The 18,934-nt window shown below is 50.9% G+C and carries 17 protein-coding genes; 14 read left to right on the top strand and 3 right to left on the bottom strand.

Features of this window, described 5'->3' with window-relative positions:
• The first annotated feature begins 22 nt into the window (after positions 1-22).
• From pabC to ptsG, 6 genes are all read left to right on the top strand, one after another.
• The gene (gene pabC / locus MUG06_RS07065) at positions 23-835 is read left to right on the top strand and encodes an aminodeoxychorismate lyase (RefSeq protein ID WP_243078157.1); all 813 of its coding nucleotides are present in this window, start codon (positions 23-25) and stop codon (positions 833-835) included.
• Positions 832-1,851, top strand: coding sequence for an endolytic transglycosylase MltG (mltG, locus tag MUG06_RS07060; RefSeq protein ID WP_243078156.1), 1,020 nt, complete (start codon positions 832-834; stop codon positions 1,849-1,851). Before pabC ends, mltG begins: the two co-directional genes overlap by 4 nt.
• Positions 1,841-2,476: a dTMP kinase gene (tmk, locus tag MUG06_RS07055; protein ID WP_243078155.1), complete on the top strand. Its 636-nt coding sequence runs from the start codon at positions 1,841-1,843 to the stop codon at positions 2,474-2,476. The genes mltG and tmk overlap by 11 nt, the downstream gene beginning before the upstream one ends.
• Positions 2,473-3,462: a DNA polymerase III subunit delta' gene (gene holB, locus MUG06_RS07050; protein ID WP_243078154.1), complete on the top strand. Its 990-nt coding sequence runs from the start codon at positions 2,473-2,475 to the stop codon at positions 3,460-3,462. The genes tmk and holB overlap by 4 nt, the downstream gene beginning before the upstream one ends.
• A gap of 18 nt (positions 3,463-3,480) precedes the next feature.
• Positions 3,481-4,272 (top strand): metal-dependent hydrolase, encoded by a 792-nt coding sequence (locus MUG06_RS07045; protein WP_243078153.1) that lies wholly within the window; start codon positions 3,481-3,483, stop codon positions 4,270-4,272.
• Between the two features lie 286 nt (positions 4,273-4,558).
• Complete coding sequence (gene ptsG, locus MUG06_RS07040; protein WP_243078152.1) at positions 4,559-5,992, top strand: PTS glucose transporter subunit IIBC; 1,434 nt, start codon at positions 4,559-4,561, stop codon at positions 5,990-5,992.
• 50 nt (positions 5,993-6,042) lie between these two features.
• Here ptsG and MUG06_RS07035 read toward each other — a convergent pair whose 3' ends face one another.
• Positions 6,043-7,182: a glycoside hydrolase family 88 protein gene (locus MUG06_RS07035; protein ID WP_215847062.1), complete on the bottom strand. Its 1,140-nt coding sequence runs from the start codon at positions 7,180-7,182 to the stop codon at positions 6,043-6,045.
• 9 nt (positions 7,183-7,191) lie between these two features.
• The gene (locus MUG06_RS07030; RefSeq protein WP_243078151.1) at positions 7,192-8,784 is read right to left on the bottom strand and encodes an MFS transporter; all 1,593 of its coding nucleotides are present in this window, start codon (positions 8,782-8,784) and stop codon (positions 7,192-7,194) included.
• 359 nt (positions 8,785-9,143) lie between these two features.
• On the opposite strand from MUG06_RS07030, the gene hinT reads away from it, so the two are divergent.
• The 8 genes from hinT to MUG06_RS06990 all read left to right on the top strand — a co-directional run bounded on the left by hinT (position 9,144) and on the right by MUG06_RS06990 (position 15,300).
• A complete protein-coding gene (hinT, locus tag MUG06_RS07025) occupies positions 9,144-9,494 on the top strand; it encodes a purine nucleoside phosphoramidase (RefSeq protein WP_215847060.1) in 351 nt (116 codons plus the stop codon).
• Positions 9,495-9,515: 21 nt separating this feature from the next.
• Positions 9,516-9,884, top strand: a complete 369-nt coding sequence (locus MUG06_RS07020; protein WP_215847059.1) for a DUF1425 domain-containing protein — start codon at positions 9,516-9,518, stop codon at positions 9,882-9,884.
• Positions 9,885-9,894: 10 nt separating this feature from the next.
• Complete coding sequence (lpoB, locus tag MUG06_RS07015; RefSeq protein ID WP_215847058.1) at positions 9,895-10,488, top strand: penicillin-binding protein activator LpoB; 594 nt, start codon at positions 9,895-9,897, stop codon at positions 10,486-10,488.
• A 7-nt stretch (positions 10,489-10,495) separates the two neighbouring features.
• Positions 10,496-11,287: a thiamine kinase gene (gene thiK, locus MUG06_RS07010; protein WP_243078150.1), complete on the top strand. Its 792-nt coding sequence runs from the start codon at positions 10,496-10,498 to the stop codon at positions 11,285-11,287.
• Between the two features lie 40 nt (positions 11,288-11,327).
• Complete coding sequence (nagZ, locus tag MUG06_RS07005; protein ID WP_243078149.1) at positions 11,328-12,368, top strand: beta-N-acetylhexosaminidase; 1,041 nt, start codon at positions 11,328-11,330, stop codon at positions 12,366-12,368.
• A 37-nt stretch (positions 12,369-12,405) separates the two neighbouring features.
• The gene (gene ycfP, locus MUG06_RS07000) at positions 12,406-12,948 is read left to right on the top strand and encodes an alpha/beta hydrolase YcfP (RefSeq protein ID WP_243078148.1); all 543 of its coding nucleotides are present in this window, start codon (positions 12,406-12,408) and stop codon (positions 12,946-12,948) included.
• A gap of 212 nt (positions 12,949-13,160) precedes the next feature.
• Complete coding sequence (locus MUG06_RS06995; RefSeq protein ID WP_215847056.1) at positions 13,161-14,465, top strand: NAD(P)/FAD-dependent oxidoreductase; 1,305 nt, start codon at positions 13,161-13,163, stop codon at positions 14,463-14,465.
• 292 nt (positions 14,466-14,757) lie between these two features.
• Entirely contained in the window at positions 14,758-15,300 is a 543-nt protein-coding gene (locus MUG06_RS06990) for a glycine zipper 2TM domain-containing protein (RefSeq protein WP_243078147.1), read from the top strand.
• Between the two features lie 128 nt (positions 15,301-15,428).
• Here the strand turns inward: MUG06_RS06990 and mfd are convergent, their stop codons facing one another.
• Complete coding sequence (gene mfd / locus MUG06_RS06985; protein ID WP_243078146.1) at positions 15,429-18,872, bottom strand: transcription-repair coupling factor; 3,444 nt, start codon at positions 18,870-18,872, stop codon at positions 15,429-15,431.
• Positions 18,873-18,934: the final 62 nt, after the last annotated feature.

The following is an 18,934-nucleotide window of genomic DNA, read 5'->3' as shown; positions in this document are numbered from 1 at the left end:
ACAGGCAACCGGAGGATGATGGATGTGGATTAACGGTATCGAGCAAAATCAGCTTCCTGCCAGTGATCGTGCGGCACATTTCGGCGATGGGTGTTTTACCACCGCTGCTATAAAAAACGGGCAAATCCTGCTATTAGAACGGCATTTACAACGGTTAAAAGAGAGTTGTGAACAGCTGTGGCTTTACGATGTGGATTGGCAACAGCTCGAAAATGAAATGCGCAATGCTGCTCAACGTCAGCAGCAGGCGGTATTAAAAGTGATCATTAGCGCGGGCGTTGGCGGGCGGGGCTATAGCCGCATTGGTTGCGGTAAGCCTACGCGAATAATAGCCTTGTCGCCTTGGCCACAGCACTATATTCAACTGCAGCAGCAAGGTGTAAAGCTTGCTATTAGCCCCATTAACTTAGCGCGCAGCACACAATTTGCCGGGCTAAAGCATCTTAACCGCCTTGAGCAGGTGATGATCCGCGCTCATCTTGACCAGACAGATGCGGATGAAGCCTTGGTGCTTGATACTCAGGGCTGGGTAGTGGAATGTTGCGCGGCCAATTTATTTTGGCGAAAAGGTGAGGCTATCTTTACCCCGACGCTGGAAACGTCTGGCGTTAACGGAATTATGCGCCGCTACCTGCTATCGCAACTGAGTGCAGCAGGCCAAACGTGTCAGGTAGTTCAAAGCAAGCCTGCAGAGATTTTAGCGGCAGATGAAGTGATTATTTGTAACGCGTTGATGCCGGTTTTACCGGTCAGACAGATAGATGCGGTGAACTTTAAACAACGCACACTGTTTAACCAGTTGCAGAAAAGCTGTAAAAAAATGGAAGAAACATGAGCCGAAGTAAAAAAATTCTTACCGGAACAGTGATGATTTTGGGTCTCGCGGCTGCCTTTAGTTACTGGCAGGTTAAACAATTTGCGTCGACCCCTTTAACGTTGCATCAGGAAACCATCTATACGCTGCCGGCAGGCACTGGACGAGTAGCATTAGAAGCGCAGCTTGAAAGCCAGCATATTATTCCGCACAGCATCTGGTTTGGTGCGTTGCTTAAGCTGGAACCCGAATTAGCAAACTTTAAAGCGGGAACTTACCGGCTAGAGCAAGGCATGACTGTGCGCAGCCTGCTGCAGCTATTAGCAAGCGGTAAAGAGGCGCAATTTCCTCTACGGTTTGTTGAAGGGCAGCGGCTCAAGGAATGGTTGAGTGCGTTACGCACGGCGCCCTATATCAAACACACTTTACAAGACGATCAGTTCGCGACATTAGCCGACAAGCTCAAGGTTGAACAAAGTCAGCTGGAAGGTGGTTTTTACCCGGATACCTATCTCTATACTGCAAACACGAGCGATATGGCGATACTTGAGCGGGCACATACGCGAATGAGTAAAACGACGGATGAAGTGTGGAAAGGGCGTGCGGACAATCTGCCTTATAAAAACCAGCAACAGCTGGTCACCATGGCTTCGATCATTGAAAAAGAAACGGGCGTGAGCGAAGAGCGCGCCCGAGTCGCTTCAGTGTTTATCAACCGCTTACGGACTGGCATGCGTCTGCAGACCGATCCTACGGTGATTTATGGGATGGGTGATAACTATACCGGCACTCTGACCCGTAAAGATCTCGATGCACCAACCGATTACAATACCTATACCATTAACGGTTTGCCGCCAGGGCCGATTGCGATGCCAAGCAAAGCGTCATTAGACGCAGCGGCACATCCAGAAAAAACCAATTACCTCTATTTTGTTGCTGATGGCAAAGGCGGGCACACCTTTACCACCAATCTCGCTAGCCATAATCGTGCCGTTCAGGCTTATCGGCTCGCGTTGAAGGAAAAAAATGAAAAGTAAGTTTATCGTCATTGAAGGTCTTGAAGGCGCCGGTAAAACCACCGCTCGTAATGCGATTGTTGAGACGCTGCGTGAGAAAGGTATCCAGGATATTGTTTTTACACGAGAGCCAGGCGGAACACCTTTAGCTGAGCAGTTGCGCGTATTAGTTAAGCAAGGCATTGAAGGCGAACAGGTTACAGATAAAGCAGAATTGCTCATGCTGTACGCAGCCCGCGTTCAGCTGGTTGAAACGGTTATCAAACCAGCCTTAGCGCGTGGTGCCTGGGTTATTGGCGATCGGCACGATCTCTCTTCCCAAGCTTATCAGGGCGGTGGACGTGGTCTTGACGTTGAGCTAATGCATACCTTACGCGACGCGGTGCTGGGTGATTTTCGTCCCGATCTGACATTGTATCTGGATGTCACGCCCGAGATTGGTTTACAGCGTGCGCGTGCGCGAGGCGAGCTGGATCGCATTGAACAAGAATCGCTGCGATTCTTTGAACGTACCCGTGAGCGCTACCTTATGCTGGCTGAAAACGATCCCACAATCTTAAGCGTAGATGCGACTCAACCCCTTAAAGAAGTGACCGCGTCACTTAAAGCGACGTTGTCTTCCTGGTTAGCAGGGCAATCCGCATGAGTTGGTATCCCTGGCTGAATCAGCCTTATCGTCAGGTCATCAGTCAACATCAGGGGGGCCGCGGACATCATGCGCTGTTAATTCAGGCGATTGATGGCATGGGTGATGACGCCCTGGTGTGGGGAATGAGTCGCTGGTTGATGTGCCAACAGCGAGAAGGGCTTAAAAGTTGTGGTCATTGTCACGGCTGTCAGCTAATGCAAGCCAATACGCATCCTGACTGGTATCGGCTGGAAGCGGAAAAAGGCAAAAGCACGCTGGGCATTGATGCGGTTCGGCAGGTAACCGAAAAAATGTACCATTTTGGTCAGCAGGGCGGCGCTAAAGTCGTCTGGTTACCTGATGCCGCGCAATTAAGTGAAGCAGCAGCGAATGCCTTACTCAAAACCCTGGAAGAACCGCCCGCGAACAGCTGGTTTTTCCTAACGAGTCGTGAACCTTCTCGCTTATTAGCAACGCTACGCAGTCGCTGCATGACGTTGCATTTATCGCCTCCTGATGAAGCGCAAAGTCTGCAATGGCTGAAAAAACAGTCGCCGCAAAACGATGAATTACTGTTATCGGCGTTGCGTTTAAGTGCGGGCGCGCCTGCAGCTGCGATGACGTTACTGGAGCCGAGCCGTTTACAGGCGCGTCAAAAACTCTGTGATGGATTAGCTGGCGCGCTCCAGCAAGATATATTGCAATTGCTATCCGTGCTCAACGCGGATGATGCAGCTGTGCGTATTGGGTGGTTGTTGTCGTTACTGTTAGACGCCATGAAGTGGCAGCAAGGCGCAACCCAGTGGTTAAGCAATGTTGATCGTCAGGATGTGGTCGCGCTATTGGCGCAGCACTTTTCTGCCAGTGCTCTTAACACCAGCGCCCGCGACTGGATGCAATGTCGTGAACAGCTTTTGCATGTGGCTGCCGTTAACCGCGAATTACTGTTAACCGATTGTTTATTAAGCTGGGCTGATAAACTTAAGCCTGCTCTGGTCGGCTAAAACCAAACGAGAAAATGTATGTTTATTGTTGATTCCCATTGCCATCTTGATGGCCTGGATTATGAAAAACACCATCGCGATCTGGATGATGTGATCGCTAAAGCCGCAGCGCGTGACGTCAAGTTCATGCTAGCTATCGCTACTACACTGCCTGGCTTCCACACGCTTAAAGCGCTGGTCGGCGATCGTGAAAATATTGCGCTTTCCTGTGGTGTTCACCCACTCAATCAGGAAGATGCTTACGATGTTGAAGAGTTTCGCCGTCTGGCTGCTGACCCGCGCGTCGTCGCATTGGGCGAAACAGGGCTGGATTACTATTATCAGCAAGAAACCAAAGCGCAGCAGCAGCTTTCGTTTCGCGAACATATTCGTACCGGTATTGCACTGAACAAACCGATTATCGTGCATACCCGCGATGCGCGTGAAGATACGTTGGCGATTTTGCGTGAAGAGCAGGTTGAGCGCTGCGGTGGTGTTCTGCACTGCTTTACTGAGGATCAGGCTACAGCGGCCAAACTGCTCGACATGGGTTTTTATATTTCCTTCTCGGGCATCGTGACATTCCGTAATGCTGAACAACTTCGCGAAGCCGCGCGCTATGTCCCTTTGGATCGTATGCTGGTTGAGACAGATTCTCCCTATCTCGCGCCGGTGCCATTCCGTGGCAAAGAGAATCAGCCCGCTTACACCCGCGATGTCGCTGATTACCTTGCCGTGCTTAAAGGGGTCGATATTGAAACCCTGGCAGTCGCGACGACCAAAAACTTCTCTGACCTGTTTCATATTCCGATGAGTCGTCTGGTCGATTAGTCCTTTTTATTTTATACGCTGTAATTAATCTGTATCACGCCAGGCTGGCCTTGAAAATTGTGACAAGGCCAGCTTTTTATCGCCTATAATCCGCGCGAGTCAGTAAGAAATTCCTTAAAGCAGAGCGGTCTGTTTCTGGAAACGTGATAGCCGTCAAAGTACCCGTTAGTGATTTATTTTACCCTTCGTAATAAATCAAAGGCGTATAACGCCAACCGGTAAAGAATCCTCCCTCTTTGCCACGCGCACTGCGCGAAAACGCACTCATACTCAGGAGCTTCAGGCTATGTTTAAAAATGCTTTTGCCAACCTTCAAAAGGTCGGTAAATCGCTCATGCTACCGGTATCTGTTCTGCCGATTGCCGGTATTTTATTAGGGGTTGGTTCGGCTAATTTTAGCTGGTTACCTGCCGTGGTTTCGCATGTCATGGCAGAAGCGGGCGGATCGGTATTCGCCAACATGCCACTGATTTTTGCGATTGGCGTTGCACTTGGCTTTACCAACAATGATGGCGTTTCTGCGCTAGCGTCAGTGGTGGCTTACGGCATCATGGTGAAAACCATGGCGGTGGTGGCGCCATTGGTGCTTCATCTGCCTGCGGCAGAGATTGAGGCCAAGCATCTCGCGGATACTGGGGTATTAGGCGGGATTATCGCGGGTTCCATTGCCGCCTACATGTTCAACCGCTTTTATCGCATCAAACTGCCTGAATATCTTGGCTTCTTTGCCGGTAAACGTTTTGTACCGATTATCTCCGGCTTAACGGCTATCGCCTTGGGTATCGTACTTTCTTTTATCTGGCCTCCTGTCGGTACAGCGATTCAAACCTTCTCGCAATGGGCGGCATATCAAAACCCAGTTGTGGCTTTTGGTATCTATGGCGTAGTTGAGCGCGCATTGGTGCCGTTTGGTTTGCACCATATCTGGAACGTTCCTTTCCAGATGCAAATTGGTGAATTCACCAACGCAGCCGGTCAGGTCTTCCATGGCGACATTCCTCGCTATATGGCAGGTGACCCAACTGCAGGTAAACTTTCTGGCGGCTTCCTGTTCAAAATGTATGGCTTGCCTGCGGCAGCGATTGCGATTTGGCATTCAGCCAAGCCGGAAAACCGCGCTAAAGTGGGCGGCATCATGATCTCCGCTGCGCTGACCTCGTTCCTGACAGGTATCACCGAACCGATCGAGTTCTCGTTCATGTTCGTGGCGCCGATTCTGTATGTTATCCACGCTATCCTGGCGGGTCTGGCATTCCCAATCTGTATTTTGCTCGGCATGCGTGACGGCACCAGCTTCTCACACGGTTTAATCGACTTTGTGGTACTGAGCGGCAACAGCAGCAAAATCTGGCTGTTCCCTATTATCGGTATTATTTACGGTCTGATTTACTACACCGTGTTCCGCGTGTTGATCGCTAAACTGAACCTTAAAACGCCAGGCCGCGAAGAAACGCTCAGCGAGCAGTCTTCGGCAACCGGCACTGAAATGGCGGGTAAATTGGTGACAGCGTTTGGTGGTAAAGAGAACATCACTAACCTTGATGCCTGTATTACGCGTTTACGTGTCAGCGTGGCGGATGTCACGAAAGTTGACCAAACTGAGCTGAAAAACCTTGGCGCCCGTGGCGTAGTGATTGCAGGCTCAGGCGTTCAGGCCATTTTCGGAACTAAATCCGATAACCTGAAAACGGATATGGATGATTACATCCGCAGCTTATAAAAGCTGGAAAAGAAAAAAGCCCCGATTGGGGCTTTTTTTATGCCTGCTGTTTACAGGTAAACGCGCAGATATTCAGTCAGACAAAGCAGCGCCATTGCCTGACCATAAGGCATTGAAGTCAGCGGTACGTTGCGATAGTAATCCAGGTCTTTCCCCATCGCCGTACCAAATGAGACCTGTTTCAATTCACCTGCATCATCGATATTGGCGATCACGCCACGCAACGCTTTTTCCGCCATTTCGCCATACTCAGCCGGTAAGTAACGTTTACGCACCGCTTTGAGAATGCCATAGGCGAATCCAGCCGTAGCCGAGGCTTCTGGATAGCTCTCAGGATCATCAAGTAAGGTTGGCCACAAGCCGCTGCTGTGTTGGCAGGTTCGTAATGCTTTTACCTGACTTTCCAACACCTGCTGTAAAAACCGACGTGTAGCATGGTGTTCCGGCCAGTTCATCATCTCCAAAAAGTCAGGAATGACAATGGTTAACCAGCTATTTCCACGCGCCCAGCGCGCATTAGCAAAATTATGGCGGCCATCAAAGCTCCAGCCGTGAAACCAGAGTCCAGTTTGACGATCCATCAGGTATTGGGTATGCAGCAAAAACTGATAGCTGGCTTCTTCAACCCACTCTTCACGATTAAGCAGTTGACCGATTTTTGCCAGAGCCATCACGCTCATCATCAACGTGTCGTCCCACAACTGTTGATGATTCTCGTTGTTATAAACGATATGTTGCAGGCCACCTTGCTCAGTGCGCGGCATTTCATACATCACCCATTCAGCCCAACGCTCCAGTACAGGCCGCCAGGCTGCATTGCCAGTTTCCTCGTAGCGGTAGGCGAGCGTCAGGAACGGGCAAACAGTATTCACGTTTTTTGTTGGCGTGCCTTCAGCCAGTCTTTCGGCGAACCAGTCATCGATTACCTTCAGCGTCTGTTGATCGCCCGTCTGCTGATAATAGTGCAGCATGCCGTACAGGCCGATGCCATGTGTCCACTCCCAACCCGCCCAGCCTTTGGTATCAATCACACGGCCATCATCAAGGCGCAATAAAAATTCGCCCGTTTCATCGGTGATGTTGACTAAATTTTGCGTCAATTTTTGGATCAGCTGCACCAGTTCGCTGCGTGGCAGCAAATGTTCAGGTTGACGCAACAGGGCGCTTTGTTTCACAGGAAATACAGTCATGGTTCATTCCTATCTTTTTAACGTCGAGGTCAAGGGGGAAAGTACAGCACGCTGATTGGGCAGCGGCGGGGCAGCGGGCTTATCTCGATTGAGAAAACCAATGTTGTTATTGCCCCATAAATTTTCGTAAGGCATGCCAGCCAGTGTTTCGACAATCTGGCGTGCTTCAGGCGTGATGCCTTCAGGTACTACGCGATTCGCTTCGCGCATTTTTAGCGTTTCTTCACGCAGCACAGTATGTGTCTGCAGGTTGAGCTTGAAACGCAAAGAGACGAGGAAGCCGCAGGCCAATACACAGACCGTACCAATACTGAGAATCGCTAAAATGGTATGGCTGACGCCAGGCACCTGGGTTGCTTGTCCCGATACAAAGCCAGACAATTGCAGAACGATACCGACAAACATCACCGCACCGGCCTGAGAGGCCTTACGCGTTAATGTCATAATACCGGCGAAGATACCTTCACGACGCTGACCGGTGATCACCTCATCAACATCGGCGATATAGGTATAAGTATTCCAGGGAACGTAATTGATACCGCCACGGCCCAAACCGGCTACGGCTGAAATCAGTAGCAGTAACGAGAAGTTATCGTTCATGCCGGCGTACCACAGGCCTGCGTATGAAAGCGCTGCAAGACCAAACAGCACTACCACCAATCGGTAAGCGGGTGCCGGTCCCATACGGATACAGAGCGGAATCATCCCCATTACCGCAATAAACTGCAGAACTGCCATAGTACCCATTAAATTGGAGGCAATTTGCGCACTTTGCATCAGCACAAACACTACATACCAGGTAAAGACGGCATTAAACACGTCCTGCGCGATGTAACCACCAAGGTACATACCAAGATGCTGACGGAAAATACGAATGCGCAGCGTTGAAGCCAGTTCAACATATAAGCGCTTCAGACTCTGCATCAACGTCAGGCTTTGCTTCTCTTCTTCTGCACGTCGTGATTCTTCAGAAAAATCACTCGCATCGCGTTCCCAGGTAAAGAGCCACACCAGTGTTAGTACCACTGCGCAAATCACTGAGAAGACCAAACTGGCGTAGAAAAAGGATTGAGGATTATCTTTGCCTAGCGCACCCAACAAAATGCCCGGCAGGAAGGCGGCAAGAATTGCTGAAAGCTGAGCCAGTGCGATACGAGCACCTGAAAAACGGGTTTTTTGTTTGAAGTCATCCGTCATTTCTGGCACCAGCGTTTCGTAAGGTACCAAAATCATGGTGTAAACCATGTCGAACAGCAGGTAGGTACAGAGGTACCACCAGAAGTTCATGTCACTAATCCACATCAGGCTGTAGCTAAAGACACACGGAATACCCAGCATGATAAAGAATTTGCGACGGCCAAAACGTTTACCTAGCCAGGTTGAGCCAAAGTTATCCGTCAGGAATCCCATTAATGGGCTGATTACCGCATCGAGCACGCGTGCTGCGGCAAAGATCAGGGTCGCTTCAATAGGCGTTAAGCCGCAGAAGGTGGTGTAAAAGTATAACAGCCAGGCGGCGGTCAGCGCCGTGGTGCCCGCTCCGAGAAAATCTCCGGAGCCGTAGGCCAGATAGTGACCAAGACCAATTTTACGTGAGCGCATCACGGGTGCTCCTTGTATGTAAAAGTCTGTACATCCTTCATCGTTCCGGACTTCTTTCTCGGATTGGTTAGAAAGTAGAGCCGTCAGCGCGGGCAAACCTTCGCGATTTGGCAACCTCTTACGTGGACTTGGCAAAATAACAAAGAAAAGGACGATTAAATTCTAATTTATAAAACAGTGTTTCATTTTTGTGGGCGATTACGCACCAGAAGCGTGGGTGGCGTTGCAAGTGAGAAGGTAGAGCGAAGAAATGGTTTAAAGGCAGGCAATCAATCCAATAAAAGTGGTCCTGAGGTTGAAAGAAAACAAATTTGTCCCGCATACTGATTGATTACGACTCAGGCTAAAGGAATTGCATCATGGCTGAAGAAACGATTTTCAGTAAAATTATTCGTCGCGAAATCCCCGCTGATGTGGTGTATCAGGATGAGTTGGTCACGGCGTTCCGTGATATTTCACCTAAAGCACCCACGCATGTTCTTATTGTTCCTAACGTATTAATTCCTACTGCTAACGATGTCACCGAAGCCCACGAGCACGCGTTGGGTCGCATGTTTACGGCTGCGGCTAAAATTGCGCGTGATGAAGGCATTGATGAGAATGGCTACCGCCTAATCGTTAACTGCAATAAACATGGCGGGCAGGAGGTTTATCATATCCATATGCATCTGCTGGGTGGTGAACCGCTTGGCCCAATGCTTTCTAACTGATCCTTTGAACGGAAACGTGCTATGCGCCAATGGCTAATCAGCCTGCCGTTCTTGCTCAGCCTTGCTGGCTGCAGCAGCGACAAACCGATGATTGACACCTCGCAATCGCTGGTGATGGAGTCTGCGGTGCTGTCGGCAGGCATCATTACTGATGATCCTAAGCTTGACGAAGAGGATGGCCAGAAACGTGCCAGTAGCGTGCTCTATAATCAACGCGAAACACCGGTGATTGTGCACTATCGTTATTATTGGTATGACGAAAAAGGGTTGGAAATCACGCCGCAAGAACCGGCTCAAACCGTTACGGTTCCGCCACTTAGTAGCCTTGCTGTTACTTCTCAACTCGGCAACCTGACCGCCAGCAAGGTTCGTCTCTATCTTTATCTCTGAGGACTGTTACGTGATTCGCAGTGTAAATCGTACTGGAGTGCTACTGATGGCGCTCATTCTTACAGGTTGTGTGGTGAAACAGCAACAGCCTGCTCCGGTTGAACCGACTCAACCCGTTGAGCCGACTCAGCCTGTTCCTGCGCCGGAACCGATTCCGCAACCGCAACCGATCCCGCAGCCGCCAAAGCTTAAAACCATCAACTGGGATGCCAGCGTGCAGCCACTGGTTGCGCAGATGCTGAATGCCGCAGGCCCTGAAGCCGGCAGCGTATTGCTGGTGGATCGCATTAAAAACAGCACCAATGGCGCACTGCAAAGTGAAAAAGCCACCGATTCGATTCAAAATGCATTGAATAACAATGGCAAATATACGCTGGTCTCTTCCGATCAAATTACCCAAGCGAAACAGACGCTGGGATTGCCGGCAGACGATAGCTTAAATTCGCGCAGTAAGGCGATTGGCCTGGCGCGTTACCTTAATGCGCAATATGTGTTGTACAGCAACGCGCAGGGTGATGTGAAAACGCCAACGCTACAGATGCAGTTGATGTTGGTGCAAACCGGCGAAATTATCTGGTCTGGCAACGGCGTCGCTCAGAATTAATTCTGCAATGCAGCGGATGATTGCCCGCCATTTAGGTGAGAGTGCTCTGGCGCGTGTGACCCCGCTAGCGGGGTTAACCGGACAAAGCCAAGTCATTGAATGCGCGCAGGGAAAGTTTATAGCACGCCCTGCGCCGCAGCCTGACATCCCGTTTGTCGATCGTCAACGTGAATATCGCCTTTTGAACAGGCTGCACGCTGGCGGTTTAACGGCCAAACCGCTGGCAGGTGATCGATATGGCCTATTGTTAGCCTGGCAGCAGGGCGAAGCGATGAAACCTGAGGCATTCTCTCTACATGTGCCACAAATCGTTGCGCTGTTACGGCATTTGCATCAGCAGCCGTTAACCGGTTATCGCCTCAAACTCTTGCCACTGTTGTGGCAATACTGGCAGCTTTGTCGCCAGCGCAATCTGCCCTGGCTGCAAGCGCTTCAACGCTTAACGCGGATTGGCGAACCTTCGCCGCTGCGATTAGCCCCGCTTCACATGGATGTTCATGCCGGAAACATCATTGTGGCGCACGAAGGTCTGCATCTTATCGATTGGGAATATGCAGCTGATGGTGATATCGCACTGGAACTGGCAGCGGTATGCGCTGCCGATCCCACGCAACAGCTTCGTTGGTTAACAACCTATGCACAAGCCGCGCAATTACCCTGTGCGCAGCTACAACGGCAGGTAAACCACTGGCAGCCATGGCTGCGTTTACTCATGGCTAGTTGGTATCAGTTACGCGCCGAGCAAAGCGGCGAAAAAGCTTTGCAACAGATGGCTCGTGAGAGCTGGGAACAGATTTAATCGCTTTATGCTGATTGCGTAAAGTCACAGGATTTAGGTCATGACTACACATTTACCCGGTCCGCTGATGCTGGACGTGGAAGGTTACGAGCTGGATGCAGAAGAACGCGAAATTCTCAAACATCCTTTAGTGGGCGGGCTGATTTTGTTTGCCCGCAATTACCACGATCCTGCCCAGCTTGCAGAGCTGGTGCGGCAAATTCGCGCAGCTTCACATACGCGATTAGTGGTTGCAGTAGATCAGGAAGGCGGTCGCGTCCAACGTTTCCGTGAAGGATTCACTCAATTACCTGCGATGCAATCTTTCGCTGCGCTGCATGACAGGCAAACCGCCGGTGAATTGGCACAGCAGGCGGGCTGGCAAATGGCCGCAGAAATGATCGCTTTAGACATTGATATCAGTTTTGCGCCCGTTCTGGACATTGGGCATATCAGTGCGGCCATTGGTGATCGCGCCTTCCATGAAGATCCTGAGATTGCGCTAGCCGTGGCGCGTCGCTTTATTGCTGGTATGCATGAAGCGGGAATGAAAACCACCGGCAAGCATTTTCCAGGACATGGTGCCGTGAGTGCCGACTCGCATAAAGAGACCCCACGCGATCCGCGCGATGAAGCTACGTTGCGACAGCACGATATGGCGATATTTCGTACCCTGATTACTGAGCAGGCGCTTGATGCCATTATGCCCGCTCACGTTATTTATACTGAAATCGACGATTTGCCTGCCAGCGGTTCGCCATATTGGCTAAAAACCGTGCTGCGCAAAGAGCTGGGTTTTGAGGGGGTCATCTTTTCCGACGATTTATCGATGGAAGGGGCAGCGGTGATGGGGAGCTATCCTGAACGGGCACAGCAGTCGTTGTCTGCAGGTTGCGATATGATTTTGGTGTGTAATCAGCGTCAGGGCGCTATCAGTGTGCTGGATAGTTTGACCGTGATCGAAGCTGAGCGTGTCTCTCAGCTGTACCATCGAGGAACGTTTACTCGCCAAAGTTTGCAAGCGAGCTCGCGCTGGAAAAACAATGCACAGCAGTTGAGTTCGTTACAGCAGCGCTGGCTGGCTCATAAAGCGTCGAGGTAAATTCACAGCCCGGCGCATCATCACGTTGAGGAAAACCATGATTATTTATCTGCACGGTTTTGATTCCAATAGCCCGGGCAATCACGAAAAAGTGCTGCAACTGCAATTCATCGATCCCGATGTGCGAATGATCAGTTACAGCACGCGTCATCCTAAACATGACATGCAGTTTCTGCTAAAAGAGACGGACAAAATGATCACGTTGTGTGATGACGATCGTCCATTGATCTGCGGCGTGGGGCTGGGTGGCTATTGGTCTGAACGCATTGGCTTTTTATGTGGTATCCGGCAGGTAATCTTCAATCCCAATCTTTTCCCTTATGAAAACATGGAAGGGAAAATTGATCGTCCTGAAGAGTATGAAGATATTGCTACCAAGTGTGTAAGCGACTTCCGTGAGAAAAACCGTGATCGCTGTTTAGCTATTTTGTCACGCAAAGATGAAGCGCTTGATGGTCAACGCACCGCGCAGGTGCTGCATCCCTTTTATGAAATTGTGTGGGATGAAAATGAAGGCCATAAATTTAAGAATATCTCTCCCCATCTTCAGCGAATAAAAGCTTTTAAAACATTAGGTTAATAGTTAAGGCGCCTCTCAGGTGCCTTGATTTTATGCGTAATATTCTGAGTTTTAGCTCATAAATTTGATGTAAATCAATTTTGCTGTGCCCCGCACTTCGCAGCATGTTATTCTGCCTTCAGATAGCGATTTTAACTTCGCCAACCCTATGTTTATTAAGGTTTAATTTAACCATTGATTAACTATTGGTTCACAATTTGAGGGGGTCATTGTTGACTACATCTATTAAGAAAATTGTCATCGTCGGAGGTGGCGCCGGCGGTCTTGAAATGGCAACTCAGCTTGGCCATAAATTGGGCCGAAAGAACAAAGCCGAGATCATTTTGGTCGACCGCAATCACAGTCATTTATGGAAACCGCTGCTGCATGAAGTGGCGACTGGCTCAATGGATGAAGGGATCGATGCGCTGAGTTATTTGGCACACGCCCGCAATCATGGCTTCCAGTTCCAGCTTGGTTCCTTAACCGACATCAACCGCGAGAAGAAGGTTATCTCTCTGGCAGAAGTGCTGGATGCACAAGGTGAAGTGCTGGTTCCACAGCGCGAAGTGCCTTACGACACTTTGGTGATGGCGCTGGGCAGCACCTCAAATGATTTCGGCACGCCGGGCGTAAAAGATCACTGTATTTTCCTCGACAACCCGCATCAGGCACGTCGTTTCCATAATGAAATGCTTAACCTGTTCCTGAAATTCTCTGCAAGCGAAGGTCAGACCGGACAGGTCAATATTGCCATTGTCGGTGGCGGTGCAACCGGCGTTGAGCTCTCTGCCGAGTTGCACAATGCGGTTAAGCAATTACACAGTTATGGCTACAAAGGTTTGGGCAGTGAAGCGCTGAACGTGACGCTGGTCGAGGCGGGCGAACGTATTCTTCCTGCCTTGCCGCCGCGTATTTCGGCAGCGGCGCACCAAGAGTTGACCAAGCTTGGCGTACGCGTGCTGACGCAAACCATGGTGACCAGTGCCGACAAAAAAGGTCTGCATACCAAAGGCGGCGAATATATCGAAGCGGACCTGATGGTATGGGCGGCAGGAATCAAAGCGCCTGACTTCATGAAAGAGATTGGTGGGTTGGAAACCAACCGCATTAATCAGCTGGTGGTAAAAGATACGCTGCAAACCACCTTGGACGATGATATTTATGCCATCGGCGATTGTGCTTCCTGTGCGTTGCCATCCGGTGGGTTTGTGCCACCACGTGCACAATCTGCACACCAAATGGCTTCACGTGCGATGGAAAATATTCTGGCGCAGCGCAATAACAAGCCCTTGAAAGCCTATGTCTATAAAGATCACGGTTCGCTGGTATCACTGTCGCGGTTCAGTACGGTCGGAAGCCTGATGGGTAACCTGATGCGTGGATCGATGATGGTAGAAGGACGCATTGCGCGTTTTGTCTACATTTCCTTATATCGTATGCACCAGATTGCGCTCCACGGATACTTCAAAACGGGTCTGATGATGTTAGTAGGCAGTATCAACCGCGTTATACGTCCACGCCTCAAGCTGCATTAAGATGATAAGGCGGCTTACCGCCTTTCATATTGCTATTGCGCTGATTTAAAACTAGAAAATTTCATTTCTATGTTGAGATCAGCGCTTTCCCGCCTCGTTCGGAACTCTCCTAAAAGCTGGACCTGAAGGCTCTTGTATAGATTTCCTCCATTTATCTGATGTTGCAATTTCGGTCCATCTGTAAAACTTCATTCAACAAACACGGCGGGTCGCGCACGCCGAGTTAGGCCTCTGCTGTGAAGGATGCGACAGCGGCAGGAATGCGCGGTAACACTTTCAGGAGGAACTTCCTGTGAATAAATCAATGTTAGCGGGTATCGGTATTGGTGTGGCAGCGGCGCTGGGTGTTGCCGCCGTAGCGGGTATGAACGTGTTTGACCGCGGGCCGCAATATGCGCAGGTGCTGTCAGCAACGCCAATTAAAGAAAGCATCAAACAGCCGCGCAAGGAATGTCGCAACGTAACGCTGACTCATCGTCGTGCGGTGCAGGATGATAACCGTATTGCGGGCTCAGTGTTAGGTGCAGTCGCGGGGGGCGTTTTAGGTCACCAGTTCGGTGGCGGTCGCGGTAAGGATGTCGCAACCGTAGCAGGTGCGGTTGCAGGCGGTTACGCAGGCAATCAGGTTCAGGCCGGAATGCAAAACCGTGATACTTACACCACCACGGAACAGCGCTGCAAAACGGTTTATGACAAGCAAGAAAAAATGCTGGGATATGACGTGACCTATAAAATAGGCAATCAACAGGGCAAAATCCGCACGGAAAACGATCCTGGTACGCGTATTCCACTCGACCGTAATGGCCAGCTGATTCTTAACAACGATCAGGCTTGATTGGGCAAAGATTTGCCGCGTTAGCGGCCACACAGCAAACAATAAGAGAAGCGCATCAGGGATGATGCGCTTTTTTTTGTTTCACATCAGATATTACTCCGAGCAATGTGAATCAGTCCCTTTCAACATTAAGCCCGGTTCTGCGCCAGCTGCGCCACGAATCCCTGCACCCATTCCATACGAACCTTGCGCTCTGCCAGCTCACGGGTAAAGCGTAGACGCGTTGGGCCATCAAGCTTCCACTGCTTGGGATCTTTCTGCAATAAGCTAATCAGCCATGCTGGATCTACGCTGTTTTGCGGAGCGAAATCAAAGAAGCCGCCTTTGTCGCTGGCTTCGATTTTACGCACGCCCAGCGTTCGCGCATTAAGCCGCAATGCGGCGATATCAAGGAGATTTCGCGCCGGATCGGGTAACAAGCCAAAGCGGTCAATCATCTCAACCTTCAATTCTTGCAGCTCAGATTCGTCTTCGGCGCTGGCAATGCGCTTGTAGAGTGACAAGCGGGTATTCACATCCGGGATAAACTCTTCCGGCAGCAGGGCAGGCATGCGCAGCTCGACTTCGGTCTGATTGTTGGTCAAATCCTCAAGCGACGGCTCACGGCCCTCTTTCAGCGCATCCACGGCATTCTCTAACAACTCCATATAGAGCGAGAAGCCCAGGGTTTCCATTTGCCCGCTTTGCTCTTCACCCAGCAACTCGCCCGCGCCACGAATTTCTAAATCGTGGGTGGCAAGTGCAAAACCAGCTCCCAAATCTTCTAGCGAAGCAATGGCTTCGAGACGCTTTTTGGCATCGGTGGTCATCGCTTTGGGCGGCGGCGTCATCAGCCAGGCGTAAGCCTGATGGTGCGATCGTCCGACGCGACCACGCAACTGGTGCAGTTGAGCCAAACCGAAATGATCTGCACGCTCAATGATAATGGTGTTAGCCGTTGGAATATCGATACCGGTTTCAATAATGGTGGTACAGACCAGCACATTAAAACGCTGGTGATGGAAATCATTCATCACCCGTTCCAGATCGCGCTCGCGCATTTGACCATGGCCAATGGCGACGCGTGCTTCCGGGACGAGTTCAGTCAAGCGCTGTGCGGCCTTTTCGATATTTTCGACGTCGTTATAGAGATAATAAACCTGTCCACCACGCAGCACTTCACGCAGGATCGCCTCGCGAATCACTAAATTGTCAAACTCACGCACAAAAGTTTTCACTGCCAAACGACGTGCAGGAGGCGTTGCAATGATCGACAGATCGCGCATCCCGCTCATGGCCATATTCAGGGTACGCGGAATCGGTGTGGCGGTGAGCGTCAAAATATCGACATCTGCACGCATCGCCTTGATGCGCTCTTTATGTCGCACACCAAAGCGGTGCTCTTCATCAACGATTAACAGACCTAAATCACGCCATTTCAAGTCAGTCATCAATAATTTATGCGTACCGATCAGGATATCGATTTTGCCTTCACTGGCTTGTTCTAACACCTGTGCTTGCTCTTTGGCAGTACGGAAACGTGAAAGCATTTCAATGCGTACTGGCCAGTTAGCAAAGCGATCGCGGAAATTATCATAATGCTGCTGAGCCAGTAACGTGGTGGGCACCAGCACCGCGACCTGCTTGTTGTTTTCAACCGCCAGAAACGCCGCACGCATCGCGACTTCGGTTTTACCAAACCCAACATCACCGCAAACCAGACGATCCATGGCCAGCGGCTGACACATGTCGCTTAATACCGCATTAATGGCCTGTGCCTGATCGGGCGTCGTATCAAAAGGAAAAGCTTCACAGAACAGCTGATATTGATCGCGGTTGTGCTTGAAGGCGAAGCCTGTTTTGGCGGCGCGTTGGGCATAAATATCCAGCAACTCAGCCGCCACATCGCGTACTTTCTCCGCCGCTTTTTGTCGCGCACGTGACCAGGCATCGCTGCCTAATTTGTGCAGCGGCGCATTTTCGTCTGCGCCACCGGCGTAACGACTAATGAGATGCAGCGATGAAACCGGGACATAGAGTTTGGCGTCGTTGGCATAAGAGAGCATCAGATATTCGGCCTGAATGCCGCCCGCCTCAAGCGTGGTCAAGCCAATATAACGGCCCACGCCATGCTCCAGATGCACCACCGGTTGACCCGGATGCAGTTCAGCCAGGTTACGAATCAGGATGTCAGGATTAATGGTGCGACGTGTATCCTGGCGGCGGCGACTGACGCGCTCGCCAAGCAGATCACCTTCACAGATCAGCGCACGATGGCCTTGCGTATCAATAAAACCACGTTCACTGGCACCAATCATAAAGGTGTAGCGCTCTTCACCCGCTTCATCAAGACGATGTACCGGCTGCGGCCGAAGTTTGATGCGAGCCAACAGCTCTTGCAGACTTTCGCGACGACCTTCACTCTCTACCGAGAACGTTACCGCACCGTGGAATTGCTCCAAAAACTGGCGTAGATGGTCCAGCGGCGCTTTGGCCTGGGCCTGCACGGTTAAATCGGGAAGGGGCTGATAACCAAGATTGGTATTCGCGGCTTTTTCGGGTAACTCATCGTTGGTCATTTGCACACGCGGCCAGCTTTTTAGCTCGCCCATCAGTGCATCCGGGCGCAGCCAAAGCGTGACGGGCTCAAGCAGCGGGCGCATCGGATCAACACGGCGATTCTCATAGCGCGCATTGGCGTCTTGCCAGAAACGTGAGGCGCTGCCTTCCAGATCGCCACAGTTAACCAGCAGCGTGTTATCCGGCAAATAGCTAAACAGCGTAGGCAAAGGCTGATCAAAAAACAGCGGCTGCCAATATTCGATACCGGCGGGGAAGGTGCCTTTACTCACCTGCTGATAGATATGTTCCGGTTCACGGCGTACGTCAAAAATTTCACGCCAGCGGCTGCGGAACAGTTCAATCGCGGCTTTATCGCTGGGAAACTCATGTGCGGGCAGCAGGTTGATTTCCGGCACCGCTTCGAGCGTGCGCTGGCTATCAACGTCAAACAGACGCAGGCTGTCGATTTCATCATCGAAGAAGTCGATGCGATAAGGCTGTTCGCTGCCCATCGGAAACAGATCAAGCAGCGCACCGCGCGTGGCGTATTCGCCATGCTCCATGACTTGATCGACGTGACGATAACCGGCTTGTTCCAACTGATCGCGTAGGCGATCGCGCGACAGTTTTTGCCCTTGTTTCATCACCAAAGCGTGGCCATGCAAGAAGCTGTGCGGACACACGCGCTGCATCAGCGTGTTGACTGGAAGAATCAGCATGCCGCGCTGCAAGGTCGGTAATTGATAAAGCGTGGAAAGCCGAGCCGAGATAATGTCCTGATGCGGCGAGAAGCTATCGTAAGGCAGCGTTTCCCAATCAGCGAGATGGCTAACCGGCAAGTCAGTAAACTGGCGGATTTCATCCAGTAAACGCAAGGCGGTTTGTGTATCCGGCGTAATCATCAGCACTGGGCCAGCATGACGCTCGGCGATGTTGGCACACTCGACCGCGTGCGCGGCGCCGATCAGCTGACCGAGCTGGCGCGTATCACCGGATTTTACGGGCAGGGTATAGCGAGTCTGTTCGGACATGGGATCTCGAGGTTTCTCCATTTTTACCAAGGCGTAATCATTCCATATTACGCCAAGGGGAT

The sequence above is a fragment of the Pantoea sp. MQR6 genome (genome assembly GCF_022761075.1).
In the GTDB taxonomy this organism is placed as follows: domain Bacteria; phylum Pseudomonadota; class Gammaproteobacteria; order Enterobacterales; family Enterobacteriaceae; genus Pantoea; species Pantoea phytostimulans.
This window is presented reverse-complemented; position numbering and strand designations above follow the sequence as displayed.

Bases quoted from the DNA above. Each gene is read 5' to 3' on its own strand.
- pabC (WP_243078157.1), top strand. From the start codon at position 23: ATGTGGATTAACGGTATCGAGCAAAATCAGCTTCCTGCCAGTGATCGT.
- mltG (WP_243078156.1), top strand. From the start codon at position 832: ATGAGCCGAAGTAAAAAAATTCTTACCGGAACAGTGATGATTTTGGGT.
- tmk (WP_243078155.1), top strand. From the start codon at position 1,841: ATGAAAAGTAAGTTTATCGTCATTGAAGGTCTTGAAGGCGCCGGTAAA.
- holB (WP_243078154.1), top strand. From the start codon at position 2,473: ATGAGTTGGTATCCCTGGCTGAATCAGCCTTATCGTCAGGTCATCAGT.
- MUG06_RS07045 (WP_243078153.1), top strand. From the start codon at position 3,481: ATGTTTATTGTTGATTCCCATTGCCATCTTGATGGCCTGGATTATGAA.
- ptsG (WP_243078152.1), top strand. From the start codon at position 4,559: ATGTTTAAAAATGCTTTTGCCAACCTTCAAAAGGTCGGTAAATCGCTC.
- MUG06_RS07035 (WP_215847062.1), bottom strand. From the start codon at position 7,182: ATGACTGTATTTCCTGTGAAACAAAGCGCCCTGTTGCGTCAACCTGAA.
- MUG06_RS07030 (WP_243078151.1), bottom strand. From the start codon at position 8,784: ATGCGCTCACGTAAAATTGGTCTTGGTCACTATCTGGCCTACGGCTCC.
- hinT (WP_215847060.1), top strand. From the start codon at position 9,144: ATGGCTGAAGAAACGATTTTCAGTAAAATTATTCGTCGCGAAATCCCC.
- MUG06_RS07020 (WP_215847059.1), top strand. From the start codon at position 9,516: ATGCGCCAATGGCTAATCAGCCTGCCGTTCTTGCTCAGCCTTGCTGGC.
- thiK (WP_243078150.1), top strand. From the start codon at position 10,496: ATGCAGCGGATGATTGCCCGCCATTTAGGTGAGAGTGCTCTGGCGCGT.
- nagZ (WP_243078149.1), top strand. From the start codon at position 11,328: ATGACTACACATTTACCCGGTCCGCTGATGCTGGACGTGGAAGGTTAC.
- ycfP (WP_243078148.1), top strand. From the start codon at position 12,406: ATGATTATTTATCTGCACGGTTTTGATTCCAATAGCCCGGGCAATCAC.
- mfd (WP_243078146.1), bottom strand. From the start codon at position 18,872: ATGTCCGAACAGACTCGCTATACCCTGCCCGTAAAATCCGGTGATACG.